Below are 22,122 nucleotides of genomic sequence, written 5' to 3' on the forward strand. Positions count from 1 at the left end.
GTAAAAAAAAATGTTATTTTAAAAAATAATTTTTATTTTAATTATTTATTTTCTTTCATTTTTCATTATATAATAAACATGAATTTATTAAATTATGAAAAAAATCAGATAAAGATATTCCAGCTTTTTTTAATTGTTTTGGAAATATACTTTCTTTTGAAAAAGCTGGAATTGTATTAATTTCTAAAAAATATGGAGTATCATTAACTATAATAAAATCTAATCTAGACATTCCATTTAAATTCAATAATTTATATATTTTTATAGAAATTTTTATTATTTTATTTTTAATATTTATTGGTAATATTGCAGGAGTTATTTCTTTAGATTTTCCAGAATATTTTGATTCAAAATCAAAAAAATCATTTTGGCTAATAATTTCTGTTATTGGTAAAACATTAATTTTATTATTAAATGAATAAATTCCTACAGATATTTCTTTTCCTTTAAGGAAGGATTCAACAATTATTTCTTTATCTTCTAAAAAAGCTTTTTTTAATGCAGATTCAAAATTTTTTTCTTCAGTTACTTTACTTATTCCTATACTAGATCCAGATTTACTTGGTTTTACAAAAAGAGGTAATCCTATTTCATCTATAATTTTTTTTCTACAAAAATTTTGATTTATGTTTATAAAAAAAGATTTAGATATATTAATCCCAAAATTTTTTAAAAAAATTGAACAATATTTTTTATTAAAAGTAATACTAGAATGATAAAAACCACATCCTGTATAAGGAATTTTCAATAAATCAAAATATGATTGCAAAATTCCATCCTCTCCAGGAGTTCCATGTATTATATTAAATACACAATCAAAGTTAAAATTTTTCTTTTTTATAAAAAAAGAAAAATCCTTTTTATTAATTGGATATTCCTTATTATTTATAGTTTTTACAATCCATTTATCTTTTGATATATATACTTTATAAGGATCATATTTTTTTCTACATAAATTATTAAAAATAGTGTTTCCACTATTTATAGAAATAGTAGATTCTTTTGAATATCCACCCATAACAATGGCAATTTTTTTAGTTATTTTCATTATTTTTAATTTTTTTACTAATTATTTATATGAAACTAAAACATATTTTAATTATTATTATTAATATATTATTTTCCATATTTATTTTATACAAAATAACTCAAATTACTTCAGTTTGGACTGATATGTATACAAAACATGGAACATATGTAGTTGTACCAAATTTACGATATTTTAATCTGTCTAAATCTATTTCTATATTAAAAAAACTAGGATTAAGATATTATATAGAAAATTTACCTGATAATAATATCGTTTTTAATAAAAATAATAAAGTTATTTCTGTTAATCCAAAATCTGGAACTCATGTAAAAGAAGGAAGACGCATATCTATATGGATAGATAATAAAAGTAAAAATATTATTTTACCTAATATAATTTATAAAAATAAATATAAAGCTATAAAAATTCTTAGAAAAAAAAATATTCATATAAATAAAATTATATATATAAATAATCTTCCAAAAGAAAAAGTTTTAAAAGTTATTTTTAATAAAAAATTTATTTATCCTGGATATATAATTCCATTTTATAAAAATAAAATAACTCTATTAGTAGGAAATGGTTTAAATAAAGATAAATTAGTTATGCCTAATATTATTGGAATGTCTTTAAATAAAGCAATTTCTATATTAAAAAATAAATCTTTTAGTTTTATAACATATCATTGCTATTATGAAATACCTAATAATTATAAATTATATACGTATGATAATAAAAAAAACAAAGTTTTACGTCAAAATCCTTCTCCAGGAGTAATTTGTAATAAAAAAATTAATATAGAAATATGGATAAAAAATTCCAAAAAATCTATTAAATGATTATTATAGCTAATAAAAATCAAATTAAAATACGTTTAGATATCTTTTTAAAAGAAAAACTTTCGTTTTTAAGTAGAAATCAAATACAAATACTTATAAAAGTAGGAAAAATATTAATTAATAATAATATTATAAAAAAAAATAATTATATAATAAAACCTTTAGATATTATTGATGTTAATATAAATTCATATGATTTAAAAAAAAATAAAAACTTATCAAACGAATATAATGATATTATAGCAAAAAAAATTAATATAAATATTATTTATGAAGATGATGATATAATATTAATAAATAAACCACATGGATTAGTAGTTCATCCAGGATGCGGAAATGAAACAAAAACATTAATTCATGGAATTAAATATTACTATGATTATATATTTTCAAATAATGTATACAGAGGAGGATTAGTCCATAGATTAGATAAAGATACATCTGGATTATTAATTATAGCAAAAAATAATATTTCTTATAAATTTTTATGTAAACAATTTTTATATAAAACAATAAAAAGAGAATATATAGCATTGATATGGGGAGATGTTTCTAATAAAAAAAAAATTATTGAAGGATTTATTAGGAGAGATCCTAATAATAGAAAAAAAATGATCAATAGTAATATAAATAAAATAGGAAAATATTCAGTAACACATTATAAAATATTAGAAATTTTTGGAAAATATATTACTTTAGTTTTATGTAATTTAGAAACAGGTAGAACTCATCAAATAAGAGTACATTTTAAATATTTAGGAAATCCAATAATTTGTGATACAACATATGGAAAAGATGAGCATTTTATAAAAAAATTACCAAATAAATATAAATCTTTTTTCAAAAATTGTTTATACAAACTGTCTAGACAAGCATTACATGCAATATCTATTTCATTCATTCATCCAAATGGAAAAAAATATTATTTTTCTTGTCCTATTTCAAAAGATATAAATATAATTCTAAATGAATTTAGAAATAAATTTTTATAGTAAAATCCCACGTAAAATATAATATGATATAGAAAAATATATTAATAATCCAATAACATCTACTAATGTAGCTACAAAAGGAGCTGAAGAACTTGCTGGATCCCCACCTAATTTTTTAATTATAAATGGTAACATTGATCCACTTATTGTACCCCAAGAAACTACTCCAATTAAAGATAAAAAAACTGTAAATCCAATTAAAATCCAATGTTTACCATAATTAACTAAATTTATTCCATGCCATGTAACTATACGTAAAAATCCTGTAAAACCTAAAAAACTACCTAAAAAAAAACCACAAATAATTTCTCTTCTCATTACTATCCACCAATCCTTTATTTTAACTTCTCCTAAAGCCATTGCTTGAATAATCAAACTTGAAGCTTGAGATCCACTATTACCTCCACTAGAGACTACTAATGGTATAAATAATGATAATACTATAGCTTTTTCTATAAACCAAGAAAATTTATGCATTACTGTAGTAGTTAACATTTCTCCCATAAAAAGTAATATTAACCATCCAGCTCTTTTCTTTATCAAATTATATAATGGTATCTTCAAATAAGATTGATTAATAACCTCCATACCTCCCATTTTTTGAAAATCTTCTTTATAATTTTCATTTAATACCCATAATATATCGTCAATAGTTACTATACCTAATAAATAATTTTGATCATCTACTACAGGCAATGATACTCTATTATTCATTGAAAATATTTTAGTAGCTTTTTCTTCTGTATCAGTTACTTTTAAAACTGAAATATATTTACTATCATCTATTAATTTAGAAACTCTTGTATTTGGATCAACTAATAAAAATTCTCCTAATTTTATATCGTTTATTAATTTACCTTTGTTATCTACTATATAAATAATTTCTATAACATCACTATTTTTTACTTCTTTTCTGATATAAATCAAAACTTCTTCTATTTTCCAATCTTTTTTAACTGCAATGTTATATGGAACCATTAAACGTCCTACACTATTTTCAGGATATCCTAAAGATACTAATGTTTTTTTTTTTTCTTCAGTATTTAAATATTTAATTAAATCTTTTAAAAATATTTTAGGAAGATTTTCTAAAAAAGAAACACGATCATCTACAGATAGATAATTTAAAAATTCTCTTCTTTTAGTATGAGAAAAATTTTCTATAAGTTTTTTTTTTATAGGAAAATCCAAAAATTTAAATACATATTTAGCTTTTTGTAATTTTAATAAACTAAATATATCAACTATATCATCCGGATTATTATGTACAAGTTTTACTAATACATTTATAGTTTGATTATTTAAAAATTTTTTGTTTAAAAAACTATTTTTATCTTCATTTTCATTAAACATTTCTATATTTATTTTTTAATTTTTTTAATAAAATTACATTATTATATATGTATATGTCTATATATATTTTTTTAAAATTTAAAAAATTACATAATAAACAACAATAAAAATTATTTTTAATAAAAATATAATGAAATATAATTTTCAAGAAATAGAAAAAAAATGGAATACATATTGGAAAAAACATAAAACTTTCCATATTAAGGAAAATAAAAAAAATAAATATTATATATTAAATATGTTTCCTTATCCATCAGGATCAGGATTACATGTAGGACATTGTTTAGGTTATATAGCTTCTGATATTTATGCAAGATATAAAAGAGGAAAAGGCTTTAATGTACTACATCCAATAGGATTTGATTCTTTTGGATTACCTGCAGAACAATATGCTATTCAAACTGGTAAAAATCCTAAAAAAACATCATATGAAAATGAAGTTAGATATCAAAAACAAATAAATAATATTGGAATATCATTTGATTGGAGTAGAAAATTAAGTACTAGAAATCCATTATATTATAAATGGACTCAATGGATGTTCATAGAAATTTTTAATTCTTGGTATGATAAAAATGAAGATAAAGCTAAATCTATAGGATTATTAATTAAAGAATTTGAAAATAATGGTAATTATTTAACAAAAGCATATACATCATACATTAAAAAATTTGATTCAAAAACATGGAAAAAATATAATAAATACGAAAAAGAAAAAATTCTTCAAAATTATCGTTTAGCTTTTTTATTTGATAGTATAGTTAATTGGTGTCCTGAACTAAATACTGTTTTAGCTAATGAAGAAGTTAATAATGGAAAAAGTATAAGAGGAGGATTTTCTGTATATAAAAAAAAAATGTTACAATGGAACATAAGAGTTAGTGCATATTCAAAAAGACTTATAAATGGATTGAATACAATAAAATGTTCTAAATCTCTTAAAAAAATCCAATCCAATTGGATTGGAAAATCCAAAATATGTACAATTATAGCAGAAATTGCAAATAATAATATTAAATTAGAAATTCCTATTTATTATCCAGAATTAATATTCGGAATTACTTTTATTGTATTATCTAAAAATCATTTTCTTTCAAAAAAAATAAATTCTTTATGTAATAAACAAACATTAATTAATAATAACATTTTATATAAAAAATTTTTAAATACATCATCTGATATTGGAATATTAACGGATAATTATATATTGCATCCTATTACAAAAAAATGTATACCAATTTTTATCAGTGATTTTTTCTACTCAAAAAATGAATTACATGTTATAAAAGCTGGAATACCTGAACATGAAAAAGATAGTATGTTTTTTTCCAAAATATTTAATTTAGAAACTATACCTGTATTAAAAGTAATAAATAAAAATGAATTTTGTATTAATTCATTGTTTATAAATAAATTAAATAGATATGAAGCAAGAAAAAAAATTTTAAAATTTATTGTTGAAAAACAAATAGGAAAAATTAAAACATATTATAAATTACGTGATGCAATTTTTTCTAGACAAAGATATTGGGGTGAGCCAATTCCAATATATTTTAAAAATAAAATTCCAATATCAATTCCAAAAAAAAAATTACCTATTATATTACCAGTAATAAAAAATTATTATCCAAAAGACGGAAAATCTGCGTTACAGAGAGCAAAAAATTGGGCTTGGGATGAAACAAAAAAAAAAATAGTATCTAATAATTTAATTGATTATAAAAATATTTTTCCAATAGAAACTAGTACTATGCCTAGTTGGGCTGGATCAAGTTGGTATTTTTTACGTTATATGGATGTTCATAATAACAAATTTTTTTTAGATGCAAAAAAAGAAAAATATTGGAAAAATGTTGATTTATATATTGGCGGAGCTGAACATGGAACCGGTCATTTGATTTACGCAAGATTTTGGAATAAATTTTTAAAAGATAGAGGATGGATAAACGAAGAAGAACCATTCAAAAAAATATTAAATCAAGGAATGATTTTAAGTTACTCTGCTATAATTTTAAAAGTTATTGGAAAAAGAATTTTTGTATCTTACGAATTAAAAGAAAAAAAAAAAGATTTATTTACATATCAAGAAATGTATATAGATATATCTTTTATAAAAGAAAATAATCAGTTAAATATAGATAAATTTAAAAAATATAATAACGAATTTATGCATGCTTCATTTTTAATGGAAAAAGGAGTCTTTTTATGTAAAAGAAAGTTAGAAAAAATGTCTAAATCTAAATTTAATGTAATAAATCCTGATCATATATATTATAAATATGGATCTGATGTTTTCAGAATGTATGAAATGTTTTTAGGCCCTATAAATCAATCTAAATCTTGGAATGAAGAAAAAATAATAGGAGTAAAAAACTTTATTAATAAATTTTGGAAATTATATCATATAAATGGAAATTTTAATGTATGTAAAGATCCTCCAACATTTAAAGAAATGCAGATTTTACATTCTTTTATTAAAGATATAGATAATAAAATAAAAAAATTTTCTTTTAACACATGTATTAGTTCTTTTATGATTATTGTAAATAAACTAATTAAAATTAAATGTAATAAAGAAAAAATACTTGAACCATTAGTAAAATTAATATCACCATTTGCTCCTTATATTGCTGAAGAATTATGGAATAAATTAGGAAAAAAAAAATCTATTGTATATTCATATATTCCTACTTATAATTCTAAATATATTGAAAAAAAAGTAAAATATATTATTATGTTTAATGGAAAATTAAAATTTATAAAAAATTTTAATTCTAAATATTCAATAGATGAAATAAAAAATATAGTTTTAAATGATTATGAAATAAAAAATCTTTTGAAAAAAAAAAAATTGAAAAAATTAATTATAATACCAAAAAAAATAATAAATATATTATATTGAAAATCAATTAAATGAATCATAATAATGTAATAATTATTTTATATTATCTAATACAATAAATGTGTAAAACACTTTTTTATGTTAAAAAAAAACCAAAATAAAACTGGTTCATATGATTTTTTTCATTGTATAGAAAAAAATTTTAATAAAGCAGCTAAATTCATTTCTGTAGAAAAAGGTCTTTTAGAGCAAATTAAATTATGTAATTCTGTTTATAGAATAAATTTTCCAGTTAGAATAGGAAAAGAAATAAAAGTAATTGAATCATATAGAGTTCAACATTCTCATCATAAACTTCCTTGTAAAGGAGGTATTAGATATAGTATTAAAGTTAATCAAAACGAAATAATGACATTAGCAGCACTTATGACATATAAATGTGCTATAATGGATGTTCCATTTGGAGGAGCTAAAGGTGGCATAAAAATAGATCCACAAACTATGTCAATAGACAATATAGAAAAGATAACTCGTCGTTATACTTCTGAATTAATAAAAAAAAATTTTATTGGACCTGGAATTGATGTTCCTGCTCCTGATTATGGATCTGGAGAAAGAGAAATGAGTTGGATTTTTGATACATTTCTTTCTTTAAACCCAGGAGATGTTAATGCATTAGCTTGTGTAACTGGAAAACCGATTTCACAAGGAGGAGTTAGAGGAAGAAAAGAAGCTACAGGTCTAGGTGTTTTTTATGGTATTAGAGAATTATGTAGAATGAAAGAAGAAATGTTTTCTATTGGATTAGATATTGGAATAATTGGAAAAAAAATTATAATACAAGGACTAGGAAATGTTGGTTATCATGTAGCTAATTTTTTTTATAATTCTGGAGCTATAATTATAGCTTTGGCAGAAAGAGAAGGTGCAATATATAACGAAAATGGATTGAATATTTCTGATGTTCTTTCACATTTGAAAGAAACAGGATCTATTTTAAATTTTCCAGGTGCAAAAAATATAAATAATACAGATAAAGCATTAGAATTAGAATGTGATATTTTAATTCCAGCAGCGTTAGAAAATGTAATACATAAGAATAATGCTGATAAAATTAAAGCAAAAATTATAGGAGAAGCAGCTAATGGGCCTATAACTTATGATGCTGATAAAATACTTAGAAAAAAAGGTATTATAATCATTCCGGATATATACCTAAATGCTGGAGGTGTTACTGTTTCTTATTTTGAATGGCTTAAAAACTTAAGTCATGTTCGTTATGGAAGAGTAGAAAGAAAATTTAGTGAAAATATGAATTCAGAATTATTACAGATTATTGAAACAATTTGCAAAAAAAAAGTCTCTATAGAAGAGAAAAAAATTATATTAAGAGGTGCAAGTGAGATAGATTTAGTAAGAAGTGGGTTAGAAGATACTATGATTAATGGATTTCATAAAATACGTGATTTAAAAAAATCATTATGTATAAATAGTACACGAACTGCAGCTTTTTTACTATCTATTAAAAAAATAGTTGATTCTTATAAAAAATTAGGAATTTTTCCATAAGATTTTAGAACAATATATACATGAAGTATAAAAGATCATTATTAAAACTAAGTGGAGAAGCTTTAATGGGTGATAATGAATTTGGATTACATTCTGCTAAACTTAAACAATATGCAGTAGAAGTTAAAAATGTAATAAAAATGGGAGGACAAGTTGCTATAGTAATAGGTGGAGGTAATATATTTAGAGGATTTTCTAGAATTAAAGAAAAAATAATAAATCGCATAGAAGGAGATTACATGGGGATGTTAGCTACTGTTATAAATGGTATTGCATTTCAATCTTATTTAGAAAATGTAGGAGTATGCGCATATATTCAAACAGCTATTAGAATGGATCAAATAGCTGAACCATTTGGAAAAAATAGTGCAATTCGTCATTTAGAAAAAGGTAGAGTAGTGATATTTGTTGCTGGAATAGGAAATCCTTATTTTACTACAGATACGGCAGCTGTATTACGTGCTATAGAAATTAAGGCAGATGTTTTATTAAAAGGAACTAGAGTAGATGGAATCTATACAACTGATCCAGAAAAAGATAAATATGCTAAAAAATTTAAAAATATTTCATTTGAAATGGCATATCAAATGAGAATTAAAGTAATGGATCAAACTGCTTTTATTCTAGGAAATGAAAATAATTTACCAATTATTATTTTCGATATAAATAGAAAAGGAAACTTTCAAAAAGTTATTTCTGGTGAAAAAATAGGTACATTAGTTTCTAAAACTAGATAAAGTATATTTATGGAAGAATTAAAAGATATCATTTTTTCTTGTAAAAAAGAAATGAAAATAATTTTTTGTAATCTAAAAAAAGAAATTAATCATATTAGATTAGGAAGTAAATCTATTGTTTCTTTTTTAGAAAAAATAAAAGTAAAATATTATGGATCATTTATTACATTAATAGAAATATCTAGTATAACAATTGTAGATAATATGAATATTATTGTTACACCTTGGGATTCTAATACAACATCTTTAATTGATAAAGCTATTATAAACGCTAATTTAGGATTTACTCCTACTAATAAAGGAACTAGTATTCATATACATATTCCTGTTTTAACAGAAGAGAGTAGAAATGATTTAGTAAAAAAAATAAAAAATTATACAGATCAATCAAAAATACTTATAAGAAACATAAGAAAAAAATATAATCAATATTTAAAAAAATTAAATTTTTCTGAAGATTTAAATAAAATAGGAGAAAATAAAATTCAAAAAATAACAAATGAATATATTGAAAAAATAAATATTTTATTTTTTATAAAAGAAAAAGAAATATTGACAATATAGATATAAAATGAAAAAAAAATATTCAATTAAAGAAATTTTAAATAAAAATATTTATTTTCTTAATAAAGAAATATTTGTTGAAGGATGGATAAAATCTTTTCATCATTCTATTTTTATTATTCTTAATGATGGTTCTACAGTTAAAAATTTACAAGTCGTTTTACCAAAAAATTTTGATAAAAATATAGTAAAAAAAATAACTGTAGGATCATCTGTTAAAATAACAGGAATAGTAAAAAAAAGTATAGGATCAAAACAATTTGTTGAATTAAAATTATCAAATATATTTTTTTATACATCAGTACCATCTGATATTTTACAAAAATCTATATTACAGCCTAAAAAACATAGTTTAGAAAAAATTAGAGAAAATGCACATTTACGATTTCAAACAAAAATATTTAGTTGTGTAATGCGTATTCGCAATTATATATCTTTTTCTGTTCATAAATTTTTTCAAAAAAAAAATTTTTTTTATTTACATACACCTATTATAACGACTTCTGATTGTGAAGGATCAGGAAAAATGTTTAGAATAACTACATTAAATATTATAAAAGAAAATGATTATAAAACTTTATCAAATGATTTTTTCAAAAAAAAAACATATTTAAGTGTATCAGGACAATTAGAAGCTGAATCTGCTATAATAGGATTAGGAAAAGTTTATACTTTTGGACCAGTATTTAGAGCAGAAAATTCAAATACTACTAGACATTTATCTGAATTTTGGATGATAGAACCAGAAATAGCTTTTTCTTCTTTAAAAGAAAGTATAGATTTAGCTGAAAAATTATTGAAATTTATTATTAATTATGTTTTAAAATACTGTATAGAAGATTTATTATTTTTAGATGAAAATACAAAAAAATGTAATAAAGGAAAAAAAAAATTTATTGTTGAAAGATTAAAACATATATATAAAACTCCTTTTCATAAAATTAGTTATACAGAATCTATAAATATTTTAAAAAAAGAAATAGAAAAAAAAAATATAAAATTTTCTTATCCAATTTTTTGGGGTGTTGATTTACAATCTGAACATGAACAATATATAACAAATATTTATTTTAATAATACACCAGTTATTATATTTGATTATCCTTCTTCTATAAAAGCCTTTTATATGCGTGTAAATGATTATAATGAAAAAACAGTTAGCTCTATGGATATTTTATTTCCAGAAATAGGAGAAATTGTTGGAGGATCACAAAGAGAAGAACGTTATGAATTTTTATTAAAAAAAATAAAAAAACTAAACATAGATGAAAATACATTATGGTGGTATTTAGACACACGTCGTTTTGGATCAGTACCTCATAGTGGATTTGGATTAGGATTTGATAGATTAGTTCAATTTATTACAGGTATGAATAATATTCGAGATGTTATTCCCTTTCCAAGAACACCAGGAAATGCGGAATTTTAGATAAAAAATTTTTTTAATGATAAAACAACAATTATTACAAAAAGGACAACATAAACTTTCTCCACAGCAAATAAAATTAATGAAATTAGTTCAATTATCTGTTGTGGATTTTGAACAAAAAGTTCAAAAAGAATTAGAAGAAAATCCAGCTTTAGAAGAAGAATCATATTTTTCTAATGAAATTTCTTCTGAAAATGAAAAAGAAAATATTAATATTGAATCATCAGAAAATGAAAAAATTACTCAAGAAGAAAATATAAATTTAGATTTATCAGAAATAGAAGATTATTTTAGTTATGATGAAATTGAAGAATATAAATTTATTAATAAAACAAATCTGATTAATAAAATACATGTTGTATCTAAATGTTCTTTTCAAGAATATTTAAAAAATCAATTACATACTTTTAAGTTAAGTCCCAATGATATTTTAATATCAGATTTTATATTAGGTAATATAGATAATAATGGATATTTAAGAAGAGAAATAAATTCTATAATAAATGATATTTTTTTGATGTTTAAAATTTCAGTAAATGAAAAAAAAATTAATAAATTATTAATAAAATATATACAAAAACTAGAACCCGATGGTATCGGTGCCAGAAATTTACAAGAATGTTTATTAATACAATTAGAAAAAAAAAAAATAAATGAAAAAATTATTCTTGCAAAGAAAATTATTAATGATCATTTTGAATCTTTTGTAAAAAAACATTACGAAAAAATACAAAAAAAATTAGGATTAAATAAAGATAAATTAAGAGAAATATTATATCAAATAAAAAAATTAAATCCTAAACCAGGTAAATTATATTCAGAAAATTATAGAATATTAGATTCTATTATACCAGATTTTACTATATCTATTATAGATGAAAAATTAGAATTAACTATAAATCAAAGAAATATACCAGAACTAAAAATATCACCTTTATATATAAAAATGTATAAAAATTATACACAATTTGATAAGAAAGATGAAAAAACTATAATATTTATTAAAGATAAAATTAATTCAGCAAAATGGTTTGTTGATGCTGTTAAACAAAGAAAAAATACACTTATGTTAACTATGAATGCCATAATGAATTATCAAAAAGAATATTTTTTTACAGGAGATCCTCTTAAAATAAGACCTATGATTCTAAAAGATATTTCTCAATATATTGGAGTAGGAATATCAACAGTATCACGTGTAGCAAATAGTAAATATGTAAGTACTCCTTATGGAACATTTTTAGTTAAAAGTTTTTTTTCAGAAAAAATGAAAAATGTAGAAGGAGAAAATATTTCTTCAATTGAAATTAAAAAAATTATAGGAGAATCTATATCTAAAGAAAATAAAGAAAAACCTCTTACAGATGAAAAATTATCTATAATTCTTAAAAAGAAAGGATACTTAGTTGCTAGAAGAACTATAGCAAAATATAGAGATCAAATGCACATACCTATATCTAGAATGAGAAAAATGATATAATAAATATATTATAATAAATCATTATTTATTACTATAGTTTTCCAATTAGAAAATTCTTTAATAGAATGTATAGATAATTCTCTTCCATATCCTGATTTTTTTATTCCTCCAAAAGGAAGATAAGGATGTGATTTAACAATATCATTTATAAAAACCATACCAGTATTTATATTTTTTGAGATACTTTTTGCTTTATCTATATTATTTGTCCAAATAGAAGCTCCTAATCCATATATTGTATTATTTACAATTGATGGTATTTCCTTTTCTTTATAAAAAGGAATTAAAATAGCTATTGGACCAAATAATTCTTCTTGAACCATATTTTCTTTTGTAATCTTTAATAAAGAAGGAGAAAAAAAATTTCTATTTCTTTTAGATTCTAAACAAACAAATGCTCCATTTAATATAATATCTTTATATTGTTTATATAATTTTTCTGAAAAATCATACCTAGAAATATATCCTATTTTTGTTTTATCATTATATAAATCTCCTTCTTTAAATTTTTTCATTTCTTTTATAATCAAATCTATAAATTCATTAATAACAAATTTATCTACAATAAATCTTTTTGCAGATATACATGTTTGACCTGTATTATTTAACCTGGATTCAACAGCAAATTTAGCAACTTTATCTATATTTTTAACATCTTTTAAAACAATAAAAGAATCATTCCCTCCTAATTCTAAAATAGATTTTTTTATATATTTACCAGATATAGACCCTATAATACTTCCAGTATTTGTACTTCCTGTAAAAGTAACTCCCTGTACTATATCATTAGATATGATATATTCTATCATATTATTTTTAACTTTTAATACTTGAAATACTCCTTTTGGAAATCCAGATTCTATAAATATTTTTTCTATTATTAAAGAACATCCTATAGTATTAAGAGCAGGTTTTATTAAAATCACATTTCCCAATATTAAATTAGGAATAGAAGATCTCATAATTTGCCAAATAGGATAATTCCAAGGAGTAATTCCTAATATACATCCTATTGGCTCATATTTTATATAATACTTTTTTTGAAAAGTATATTTTTTATCATGTTTAATATTTATATCTTGAACAAAAAGATCCTCTTTTATATCACAATAATATTTACATAATTTTATACTTTTATCAACTTCATATTTAGATTGTATTATAGGTTTACCCATTTCTTTTGTTATATATGTGGATAAAATATCTATTTTTTTTTTCATACATGAATACAATTTTTCAATAAAAAAAATTCTTGTATCTAATGTAATATTATTCCATTCTTTATATGAAGAACTAGATTTTAATAAAATGTTATCAATTTCTTTTTTAGAAAAAAAATTATACGTTTCTATAATAGTATTATCAACTGGATTAATAGTATTAAACATATTTTTTTAATAAATATTAAAATTTTTTAACTAAAAATTTTATTTGTTAAAATAATTTGCGTAATGTTTTATTTTTTTTAAAAGTAATATTAAACCATTAGCTCTAATAGGAGAAAGAAAAGTTGTTAATTTTAATTCGTAAATTAAATTATTATTTGATGATACAATTTCATATGGGAAAAGATCTGAATATAAATATATCATAAGAGCGGCCATTCCTTTAGGTAATAATGCATCACTATCTGCATCAAAAAAAAGTTTATTATTATTAAATATAACTTCTAACCAAACTTTTGATTGACACCCATGAATTAATTTATCTTCAGATCTAAAATCTGAAGATTTTTTAGTTAATTTTTCACCTAAATCAATTAAATATCTATATCTTTTTTCCCAATCTTTTAAAGATTCAAATTTTTTTTTTATTTCCTTTTCTCTTCTTTCCAAATCCATATTTTATTGATTATTTTTGTAATATTTTTAATCAAAATTTATTATTTATTTACTTTAAGATAATTCTTTTCTTGCTATTTTTGTTGCTTTAACCATATTTTTAATAGAATCCAAAACTTCATTCCATTTTCTAGTTTTTAAACCACAATCTGGATTAATCCAAATATTTTCTTTATATAAAAAATTAGCGGCTTTTTTTATTAAATCATAAATTTCCATTACTGATGGAATTCTTGGAGAATGAATATCGTACACTCCTGGACCTATTTCATTTGGATAATAAAAATCAGAAAAATTTTTCAATAATTCCATATTAGATCTAGCTGATTCTATTGTAATAACATCTGCATCTAAATCAGATATTTGTTTAATTATATCATTAAATTCACTATAACACATATGGGTATGTATTTGAGTTTCATCTTTTACTCCACTTGATGAAATACGAAATGATTTAATAGACCAACTAAAATAATATTTCCAATTTTTTCTTTTTAATGGAAGACCTTCTCTTAAAGCAGGTTCATCTATTTGTATAATATTAATTCCAAGTTTTTCTAAAGATAAAACTTCATCTCTAATAGCAAATGCTATTTGATAAGAAGTTTTATATATTGGTTGATCATCTCTAACAAATGACCATTTTATTATAGTAACTGGTCCAGTTAACATTCCTTTTATAAATTTATTAGTATTAGATTGTGCAAAACAAATCCAATCAGTTGTCATATCACCAATTCTACTAACATCTCCATAAATAACAGGAGGTTTTACGCATCTACTTCCATAACTTTGAACCCATCCATAATCAGTAGATAAAATTCCATTTAATTTTTCTGAAAAATATTCTACCATATCAGTTCTTTCAAATTCTCCATGTACTAAAACATCTAATCCAATTTCTTCTTGTTTTTTAATGGCATATATAATAAAACTTTTTATTTTTTTTACATATTCTTTTTCACTAATTTTTTTATTTTTAAACTTATTTCTTATATCTCTTAATTCTTTTGTTTGAGGTAAAGATCCTATAGTTGTAGTAGGAAACAATGGAAAATTAAATTTCTCTTTTTGTTTTTTTTGTCTTATAGAAAAATCGTTTTTTCTTTGTATATATTTATTTGAAATATTATCAGATCTAAGTTTTACTTCTTTATTGTGAATAATAGTAGAATTTTCTAATTTTTTTATTAAAAAAGAATTTTTTAATAAAATATTTCTATCTCCTTCTAAAATTTTTTCTATATCATTTAATTCTTTAATTTTTTGTTTTGCAAAAGACATTCTTTCTTTTATATCTAAATGAATATTATTTTCTTTATCTAAATCAATAGGAATATGTATTAGAGAACAACTAGGTGCAATCATTATTCTATCTTTTCCTATTGAAAAAATAGCTTTTTTAATTTTATCAATAGTATCATTATACCTATTTTTCCATATATTTCTTCCATTAACTATTCCCATAGATAAAATTGTTTTTGAATCTTTTATAAAAGATAAAACATCTTTTAATTGATTTGGATCTTCAACTAAATCTATATGTATAGCTGTTATATATTCATTAAAATTTTTTATAATAGATAAATTATCTAATATTCCATCAAAATAAGATGTTAATATAATTTTTACATCAGATAAAGAAAAATAATTATATATTTTTTTATACGCATATTGAAATGCTTCTTTTTCTTTATCATATAAATCCATTGATAATATAGGTTCATCTAATTGAATCCATTTTATTCCTTTATTTAATAATTTATTAATAATTTCTATATAAACAGAAACAATATTTTCTATCAAATCCATTTTATGAAATGTATTATCTTTTTCTTTTCCTAAAGAAAGATAAGTAACTGGACCTATTAATACTGGTTTAATTTTATCTGTTGAATCTACTATATTATTTAATTCTTTTATTTCATTAAATAATTTTTTAGAGTATATAAAAAACTTTTGATTTTTAGTAAATATTGGAACAATATAATGATAATTAGTGTTAAACCATTTAGTCATTTCCATTGCTTTGATATCAAATTTATGTTTTTGATATCCTCTTGCCATAGAAAAATATAAATCAATATCATTTTTAAATTTTAAGTTAAAATAAGAATCAGGAATTGATCCTATTAAAAAAGACATATCTAATACATGATCATAAAAACTAAAATCATTACATGGTATTAAATCTATTCCATAATGTTTTTGAATATTCCAATTTTCTATTCTTATTTTTTTACCTATTTCAAATAATTTTACTGAATCAATTTTTCCATTCCAATAAGATTCACAAGCTTTTTTTAATTCTCTTTGTTCTCCTATTCTAGGAAATCCTAAATTATGCTTTAACATTATTAATTTTATATTACAACTTATACTAATAAAATATAAATCATTAATTAAGATAATTTATATATATATTCTAATATATTTTTTTCTATAATAGAAAACTGTTTATTTCTTCTTTTCATTACAATTTTTGCAGTTTTACATACCTTTTCAAAAGGTATTTTTCTATTATTTTGTATTCCACCTAAAGAAAATGAAGGAATAAATCTAGGAGGAAATCCATATCCAAAAATATTTGCTCCAACACCAACTACTGTTGATGTATTAAATTGAGTATTAATTGATGATTTAGAATGATCCCCCATTATCATTCCTAAAAATTGTATTTTAGTGGAAATAAATTTATTTTTACAATAATTCCATATTGTTACTTTGGAATAATCATTTCTTAAATTAGAAATATTTGTTCCAGAACCTAAATTACACCATTCACCTAAAACAGTATCTCCCATAAATCCTTCATGAGATTTATTAGAATATGAAAACAATATTGAATTTATAATCTCTCCACCAACTTTACAAAACGAATTTATACTTGTTCCTCCATATATTTTTGATCCAATATTTAATACTGAATTATTTCCAATAAAAACTGGACCTCTTATAACTGTTCCTTCCATTATATCAACTTTTTTTTTTATATATATTGGACCAAAATTGGCATTTAATACAACATTATTTGTTTTTAAATCTTCTTCTAAAAAAATATTATCTTTATTTATAATTATATTTTTACCCAATAAAATATTAGATTTTTTTCCTTTTGTCAAAAAGGAAAAATCTTTTTTTAACAAAAAAATATTATATTTTATAATATCCCATAAATATTTTATTCTAATAATTTCTTTAATTAAATATACTTTTTTACAATTTTTTTTCAATTCATATAAAAAATTTTTATTATCATAATCTTTATAAGAAAAATATTCTTTTTTTATCGCAACAATTTCTTTTTTAAAAAAAATAATTTCATTATTATTCATACAATAAATTATGTTAAATATTTCTTTGTTTGGAATAAATGATGAATTAATTAATAATACATTTTTGAATATTAAATTTTCTTTTTTTAATAAATATTTTTCTAAAAGAAAAGATTTAGTAAAAATATAATTAATATTTTTTTCAAAATAATTTTCCCATCGTTTTTTCAATGTAAATATTCCTGATCGTATTTCTGATATAGATCTAGTTAAAGTTAACGGTAATAAATTATTCCACACTATTATATCATCATATAATATTATGTTCATAATTTTATTTTTTATTTTTATTGTATTTTTCGTATTTTCTTTTAAATTTTTCTGCAGGACCTGTTTTTCCTAAAAATCTTTTTTCTCCAGTAAAAAAAGGATGAGAATAACTAGATATTTCCATTTTATACAAAGGATAATTTATTTTTTCTATTTGAATAAATTCTTTTGTTTCTACAGTTGATCTACAAATAAAAGTTTTGTTATTATTAATATCTTTAAATACAACTAATCTATAATTATTTGGATGTATATTTTTTTTCATGATTTTTATATATAAAATTTTTTTTTGGAAAACGATATATAATTCCATTAATATTCATTCCGGCACCTAAAGCTGCCATTAATATATTATCTCCAGGATTAATTTTATGAGGCAACATTTTTTCACGTAATATTAAATCTAATAAAGTAGGAACAGTTGCTACGGAAGAATTTCCAAGTTTATGTATAGTCATTGGCATAATTTTTTTAATATTATTATTTAATGAAATTTTATACAGATTAAACAATCTATTTATAATAGCATAATCCATTTTTGCATTAGCTTGATGTATAATAATCTTTTTTATATCTTTTATATGTAATTTTGATTCATCAATAATTGTTTTTAACATGTTAGGAACCATTTTTAATGCATATTCGTAAATTCTTCTTCCATTCATTTTTATATTTACCAAAGATTTAGTATAATTAGAATTTAAAGATGGTCCATTTGATAAATAATATATTTCATCGTTATTACTACATTGACTATCATAATGAATAATTCCGAATTTTTCTCTAAAATTTTCAATAGCTGATAAAACTACAGCTCCAGCTCCATCAGAAAATATCATAGAATTTCTATCATATGGGTCTATTACATTAGAAAGTGTTTCAGATCCAATAATTAATATATTTTTAGCATTTTTAGAACGTAATAATTGATCTGCCAAAATCATTCCTTCAATCCATCCAGTACAACCAAAAATCATGTCATATGGACGACATTTTTTATTTTTTATATTAAGTTTATTTTTTACTTTTGCAGATATAGAAGGAACAAAATCAGATTGAAAAGAAATAGGATTAATATTACCATAATTATGAGCAGATATTATATAATCTATTTTTTCTTTATAAATTTTAGAATTTATTAATGCTTTTTTTGCAGCTATAGTAGCGATATCAGAATTCAAAATATTTTTTTCAACATATCTTCTTTCTTCTATATCTGTAATATCCTTAAATTTTTTTATAATTTTATCATTAGATTCATTAATTTTTATTCCTTTTTTATTATAAAATTCGTAATCCAAAAAATATTCATTTTTTATAATTTTTTTTGGTATGTAATGTCCTGTTCCTGTGATGACTGATTGAATCATTTTAACGGAAAAATAACAAATTTTTTTATAATATAAAATTTATTAGAATAAATAATTTAACTATAAAAAAAATAATAAAAAAATTTTATAAATAAAGTAAAGTATATATACGAATTACGAATAATGTATAAAAAAAATTATATAAAAAAATATAAAAAATTTCAAAATGAAACTAATAAATATGTTTAATGATATATCAAAAAATTATGATTTAATAAATAGTATTTTATCTCTTGGTATGGATTTTAATTGGAGAAAAAAATTAGTTGATTTATTAAAAAAAAAAATATTATCACAAAACAATTATATAAATATATTAGATTTAGCTACTGGAACTGGAGAATTAGCTTTTTTATTATCAAAAAAATTTTATAGATCCAATATTATTGGATTAGATCCTGCAAATAAAATGTTAAAAATAGCAAAAAAAAAATTATATAAAAAAAAAATAAAAAATATTTCCTTTATTAATGGAAATTCTTGTAATATACCATTTAATGATGAATATTTCGATATTATAACAATTTCATTTGGAATAAGAAATTTTCAACATATACATGTTTCTATGAAAGAAATATATAGAGTATTGAACCCATATGGCTTATTAGCTATATTGGAATTTTCTATTCCATCAAATATATTTATAAAAAAAATTTATTATTATTATAATAAAATTATTGTAAATACAATAGGAAAATTATTATCCAATAATAATTATGCATATAAATATTTATGTAAATCAATAAATTCTTTTTACTATTATGGTAATAAAATGAAAAAACTTTTGATGTACCATAATTTTAATGAAATATCAATAAAAAAATTACTATTTGAAATAGTATCAATATACATTTCAAATAAAAAATGTATTTATTAAATTTTATTATTATTAAAATTATATATGATAATAAATTATTTATCTGAATATATAACACATTATTTTCTAAAAAAAAGAATTAATGATATAGAATTATTTATGCGATATCCAATAGAAACACAAAATAAACTATTGACAAAATTAATCGTATATGCTAAAAATACTGAATTTGGAAACAAATATAAATTTCATGAAATAAAAAAATATAAACAATTTTTTGAAAGAATTCCAATATGTAAATATTCTGATTTAAAAATTACAATTGATAGAATTAGAAAAGGAGAAAAAAATATATTATGGCCAGGAAAAATAAAATGGTTTGCAAAATCATCAGGAACAACTGCTTCAAGAAGTAAATATATACCTGTATCTACTGATTCTATGAAATATGGACATTACAAAGCTGGAAAAGATATGTTATCTATTTATATTCATAATCATTCTAAAACTAAAATTTTTTTTGGAAAAGCAGTAAGATTAGGTGGTAGTTATACTATAAATAAATTTTATAATACTTTTCATGGAGATTTATCATCTATTTTAATTAAAAATTTACCTTTTTGGGCTGAAAATATTTGTATTCCTAGAAAAAATATTGCATTAATGAGTGAATGGGAAAATAAATTAAACAATCTTATAATAGAAACATGGAATAAAGATGTTCGTATTTTATTAGGAGTTTGTTCCTGGATGCTTATTTTTCTTGAAAAATTATTAAAAAAATTTAATAAACATAATATTCATGAAATATGGCCAAATATTGAGGTAATATTTCATGGAGGAATGAATTTAAATCCTTATATTATTCAATATAAAAAAATATTTCCTAATTCTATTAATTATTATAATGTTTACAGTGCATCAGAAGGATTTTTTGCTGTACAAGATCAAAGTAATAATGAAAATCTTTTATTATTATTAAATCATGGAATTTTTTATGAATTTATTCCTATAGAAGAAATTCATAATGATAATCCTAAAATTGTTCCAATAGAAAATGTAGAATTAAATAAAAACTATGCTATGGTTATTTCTACAAATTCTGGATTATGGAGATATCTTACTGGAGACACAATAAAATTTACTTCTATATTACCATATAGAATTGTAATTACTGGAAGAACTTGTCATTATATAAATGCTTTTGGAGAAGAATTAATTGTAGAAAATTCTGATAAAGCATTGACTAATACTTGTGTTAAAACAAATTCAATAATTCATGAATATACAGCAGGCCCTATTTATATGAAAGGAGAAAAATCTGGATCACATGAATGGATAATAGAATTTAAAAAATGTCCAGATAATATTATAAATTTTAGAAATATTTTAGATGAAGAATTAAAAAAATTAAATTCTGATTATGAAATAAAAAGATATAAAAACTTAATTTTAAATCCACCTGTTATTCATGTTGCTAGAAAAGGATTATTTTATGATTGGTTGAAAAAATATAATAAGTTAGGAGGACAAAACAAAATACCTCGTTTATCTAATGATAGGAAATATATTGATTCTATACTTAGAATAGATTAAATATAAATAAATAGATTATAATAGATAAATATATTTAATTTTATTTAATAAAATATAG

The 22,122-nt window shown here is 20.8% G+C and carries 18 protein-coding genes; 10 read left to right on the top strand and 8 right to left on the bottom strand.

All coding sequences use genetic code 11. The annotated features are described in order from the left end of the window. Window positions 1–55 precede the first annotated feature (55 nt). Window positions 56–1,048 carry a D-alanine--D-alanine ligase gene (locus H0H39_RS02390; RefSeq protein WP_185877289.1) on the bottom strand — a complete coding sequence of 331 codons (993 nt, stop codon included), beginning with the start codon at window positions 1,046–1,048 and terminating at the stop codon, window positions 56–58. A gap of 29 nt (window positions 1,049–1,077) precedes the next feature. On the opposite strand from H0H39_RS02390, the gene H0H39_RS02395 reads away from it, so the two are divergent. After that, window positions 1,078–1,869, top strand: a complete 792-nt coding sequence (locus tag H0H39_RS02395) for a PASTA domain-containing protein (RefSeq protein ID WP_185877290.1) — start codon at window positions 1,078–1,080, stop codon at window positions 1,867–1,869. Further along, the gene (locus tag H0H39_RS02400) at window positions 1,866–2,861 is read left to right on the top strand and encodes an RluA family pseudouridine synthase (RefSeq protein WP_185877291.1); all 996 of its coding nucleotides are present in this window, start codon (window positions 1,866–1,868) and stop codon (window positions 2,859–2,861) included. The genes H0H39_RS02395 and H0H39_RS02400 overlap by 4 nt, the downstream gene beginning before the upstream one ends. On the opposite strand, the gene mgtE is transcribed toward H0H39_RS02400, so the two are convergent. Further along, entirely contained in the window at window positions 2,856–4,214 is a 1,359-nt protein-coding gene (gene mgtE / locus H0H39_RS02405) for a magnesium transporter (protein WP_185877292.1), read from the bottom strand. The two genes, H0H39_RS02400 and mgtE, sit on opposite strands and share 6 nt — an antisense overlap. Before the next feature lie 130 nt (window positions 4,215–4,344). Here mgtE and H0H39_RS02410 point away from each other — a divergent pair, with 130 nt between their 5' ends. The 6 genes from H0H39_RS02410 (at window position 4,345) to rpoN (ending at window position 12,835) form a co-directional block, all read left to right on the top strand. Beyond that, window positions 4,345–7,116: a class I tRNA ligase family protein gene (locus H0H39_RS02410; RefSeq protein ID WP_185877293.1), complete on the top strand. Its 2,772-nt coding sequence runs from the start codon at window positions 4,345–4,347 to the stop codon at window positions 7,114–7,116. A 78-nt stretch (window positions 7,117–7,194) separates the two neighbouring features. Then, complete coding sequence (locus tag H0H39_RS02415; protein ID WP_185877294.1) at window positions 7,195–8,625, top strand: Glu/Leu/Phe/Val family dehydrogenase; 1,431 nt, start codon at window positions 7,195–7,197, stop codon at window positions 8,623–8,625. Window positions 8,626–8,645: 20 nt separating this feature from the next. Continuing rightward, window positions 8,646–9,362: a UMP kinase gene (pyrH, locus tag H0H39_RS02420; protein WP_185877295.1), complete on the top strand. Its 717-nt coding sequence runs from the start codon at window positions 8,646–8,648 to the stop codon at window positions 9,360–9,362. Between the two features lie 9 nt (window positions 9,363–9,371). Next, window positions 9,372–9,926, top strand: a complete 555-nt coding sequence (locus tag H0H39_RS02425) for a ribosome-recycling factor (protein WP_185877296.1) — start codon at window positions 9,372–9,374, stop codon at window positions 9,924–9,926. Between the two features lie 7 nt (window positions 9,927–9,933). Continuing rightward, complete coding sequence (gene asnS / locus H0H39_RS02430; protein WP_185877297.1) at window positions 9,934–11,355, top strand: asparagine--tRNA ligase; 1,422 nt, start codon at window positions 9,934–9,936, stop codon at window positions 11,353–11,355. A gap of 16 nt (window positions 11,356–11,371) precedes the next feature. Then, window positions 11,372–12,835, top strand: coding sequence for an RNA polymerase factor sigma-54 (rpoN, locus tag H0H39_RS02435; protein ID WP_185877298.1), 1,464 nt, complete (start codon window positions 11,372–11,374; stop codon window positions 12,833–12,835). Window positions 12,836–12,843: 8 nt separating this feature from the next. Here rpoN and H0H39_RS02440 read toward each other — a convergent pair whose 3' ends face one another. From H0H39_RS02440 to H0H39_RS02465, 6 genes are read right to left on the bottom strand one after another with little or no spacing between them, the layout of a single operon-like run. Next, window positions 12,844–14,223, bottom strand: coding sequence for an aldehyde dehydrogenase family protein (locus H0H39_RS02440; RefSeq protein ID WP_185877299.1), 1,380 nt, complete (start codon window positions 14,221–14,223; stop codon window positions 12,844–12,846). A gap of 39 nt (window positions 14,224–14,262) precedes the next feature. Then, window positions 14,263–14,676, bottom strand: coding sequence for a SufE family protein (locus H0H39_RS02445; protein WP_185877300.1), 414 nt, complete (start codon window positions 14,674–14,676; stop codon window positions 14,263–14,265). Window positions 14,677–14,730: 54 nt separating this feature from the next. Next, complete coding sequence (gene metE, locus H0H39_RS02450; RefSeq protein ID WP_185877301.1) at window positions 14,731–17,031, bottom strand: 5-methyltetrahydropteroyltriglutamate--homocysteine S-methyltransferase; 2,301 nt, start codon at window positions 17,029–17,031, stop codon at window positions 14,731–14,733. 47 nt (window positions 17,032–17,078) lie between these two features. Further along, window positions 17,079–18,281 carry a putative sugar nucleotidyl transferase gene (locus H0H39_RS02455; RefSeq protein WP_238785638.1) on the bottom strand — a complete coding sequence of 401 codons (1,203 nt, stop codon included), beginning with the start codon at window positions 18,279–18,281 and terminating at the stop codon, window positions 17,079–17,081. A gap of 4 nt (window positions 18,282–18,285) precedes the next feature. Continuing rightward, on the bottom strand, window positions 18,286–18,546 hold the full coding sequence (locus tag H0H39_RS02460; RefSeq protein ID WP_185877302.1) for a type B 50S ribosomal protein L31: 261 nt from the start codon (window positions 18,544–18,546) through the stop codon (window positions 18,286–18,288). Then, window positions 18,521–19,651: a 3-oxoacyl-ACP synthase III family protein gene (locus H0H39_RS02465; RefSeq protein ID WP_185877303.1), complete on the bottom strand. Its 1,131-nt coding sequence runs from the start codon at window positions 19,649–19,651 to the stop codon at window positions 18,521–18,523. The genes H0H39_RS02460 and H0H39_RS02465 overlap by 26 nt, the downstream gene beginning before the upstream one ends. A 166-nt stretch (window positions 19,652–19,817) precedes the next feature. On the opposite strand from H0H39_RS02465, the gene ubiE reads away from it, so the two are divergent. Both ubiE and H0H39_RS02475 read left to right on the top strand, forming a co-directional pair. Beyond that, a complete protein-coding gene (ubiE, locus tag H0H39_RS02470; protein WP_185877304.1) occupies window positions 19,818–20,528 on the top strand; it encodes a bifunctional demethylmenaquinone methyltransferase/2-methoxy-6-polyprenyl-1,4-benzoquinol methylase UbiE in 711 nt (236 codons plus the stop codon). A 24-nt stretch (window positions 20,529–20,552) separates the two neighbouring features. Next, a complete protein-coding gene (locus H0H39_RS02475) occupies window positions 20,553–22,064 on the top strand; it encodes a GH3 auxin-responsive promoter family protein (protein WP_238785639.1) in 1,512 nt (503 codons plus the stop codon). Window positions 22,065–22,122 lie beyond the last annotated feature (58 nt).

The organism is Blattabacterium cuenoti (assembly GCF_014252315.1).
GTDB lineage: Bacteria > Bacteroidota > Bacteroidia > Flavobacteriales > Blattabacteriaceae > Blattabacterium > Blattabacterium cuenoti_AI.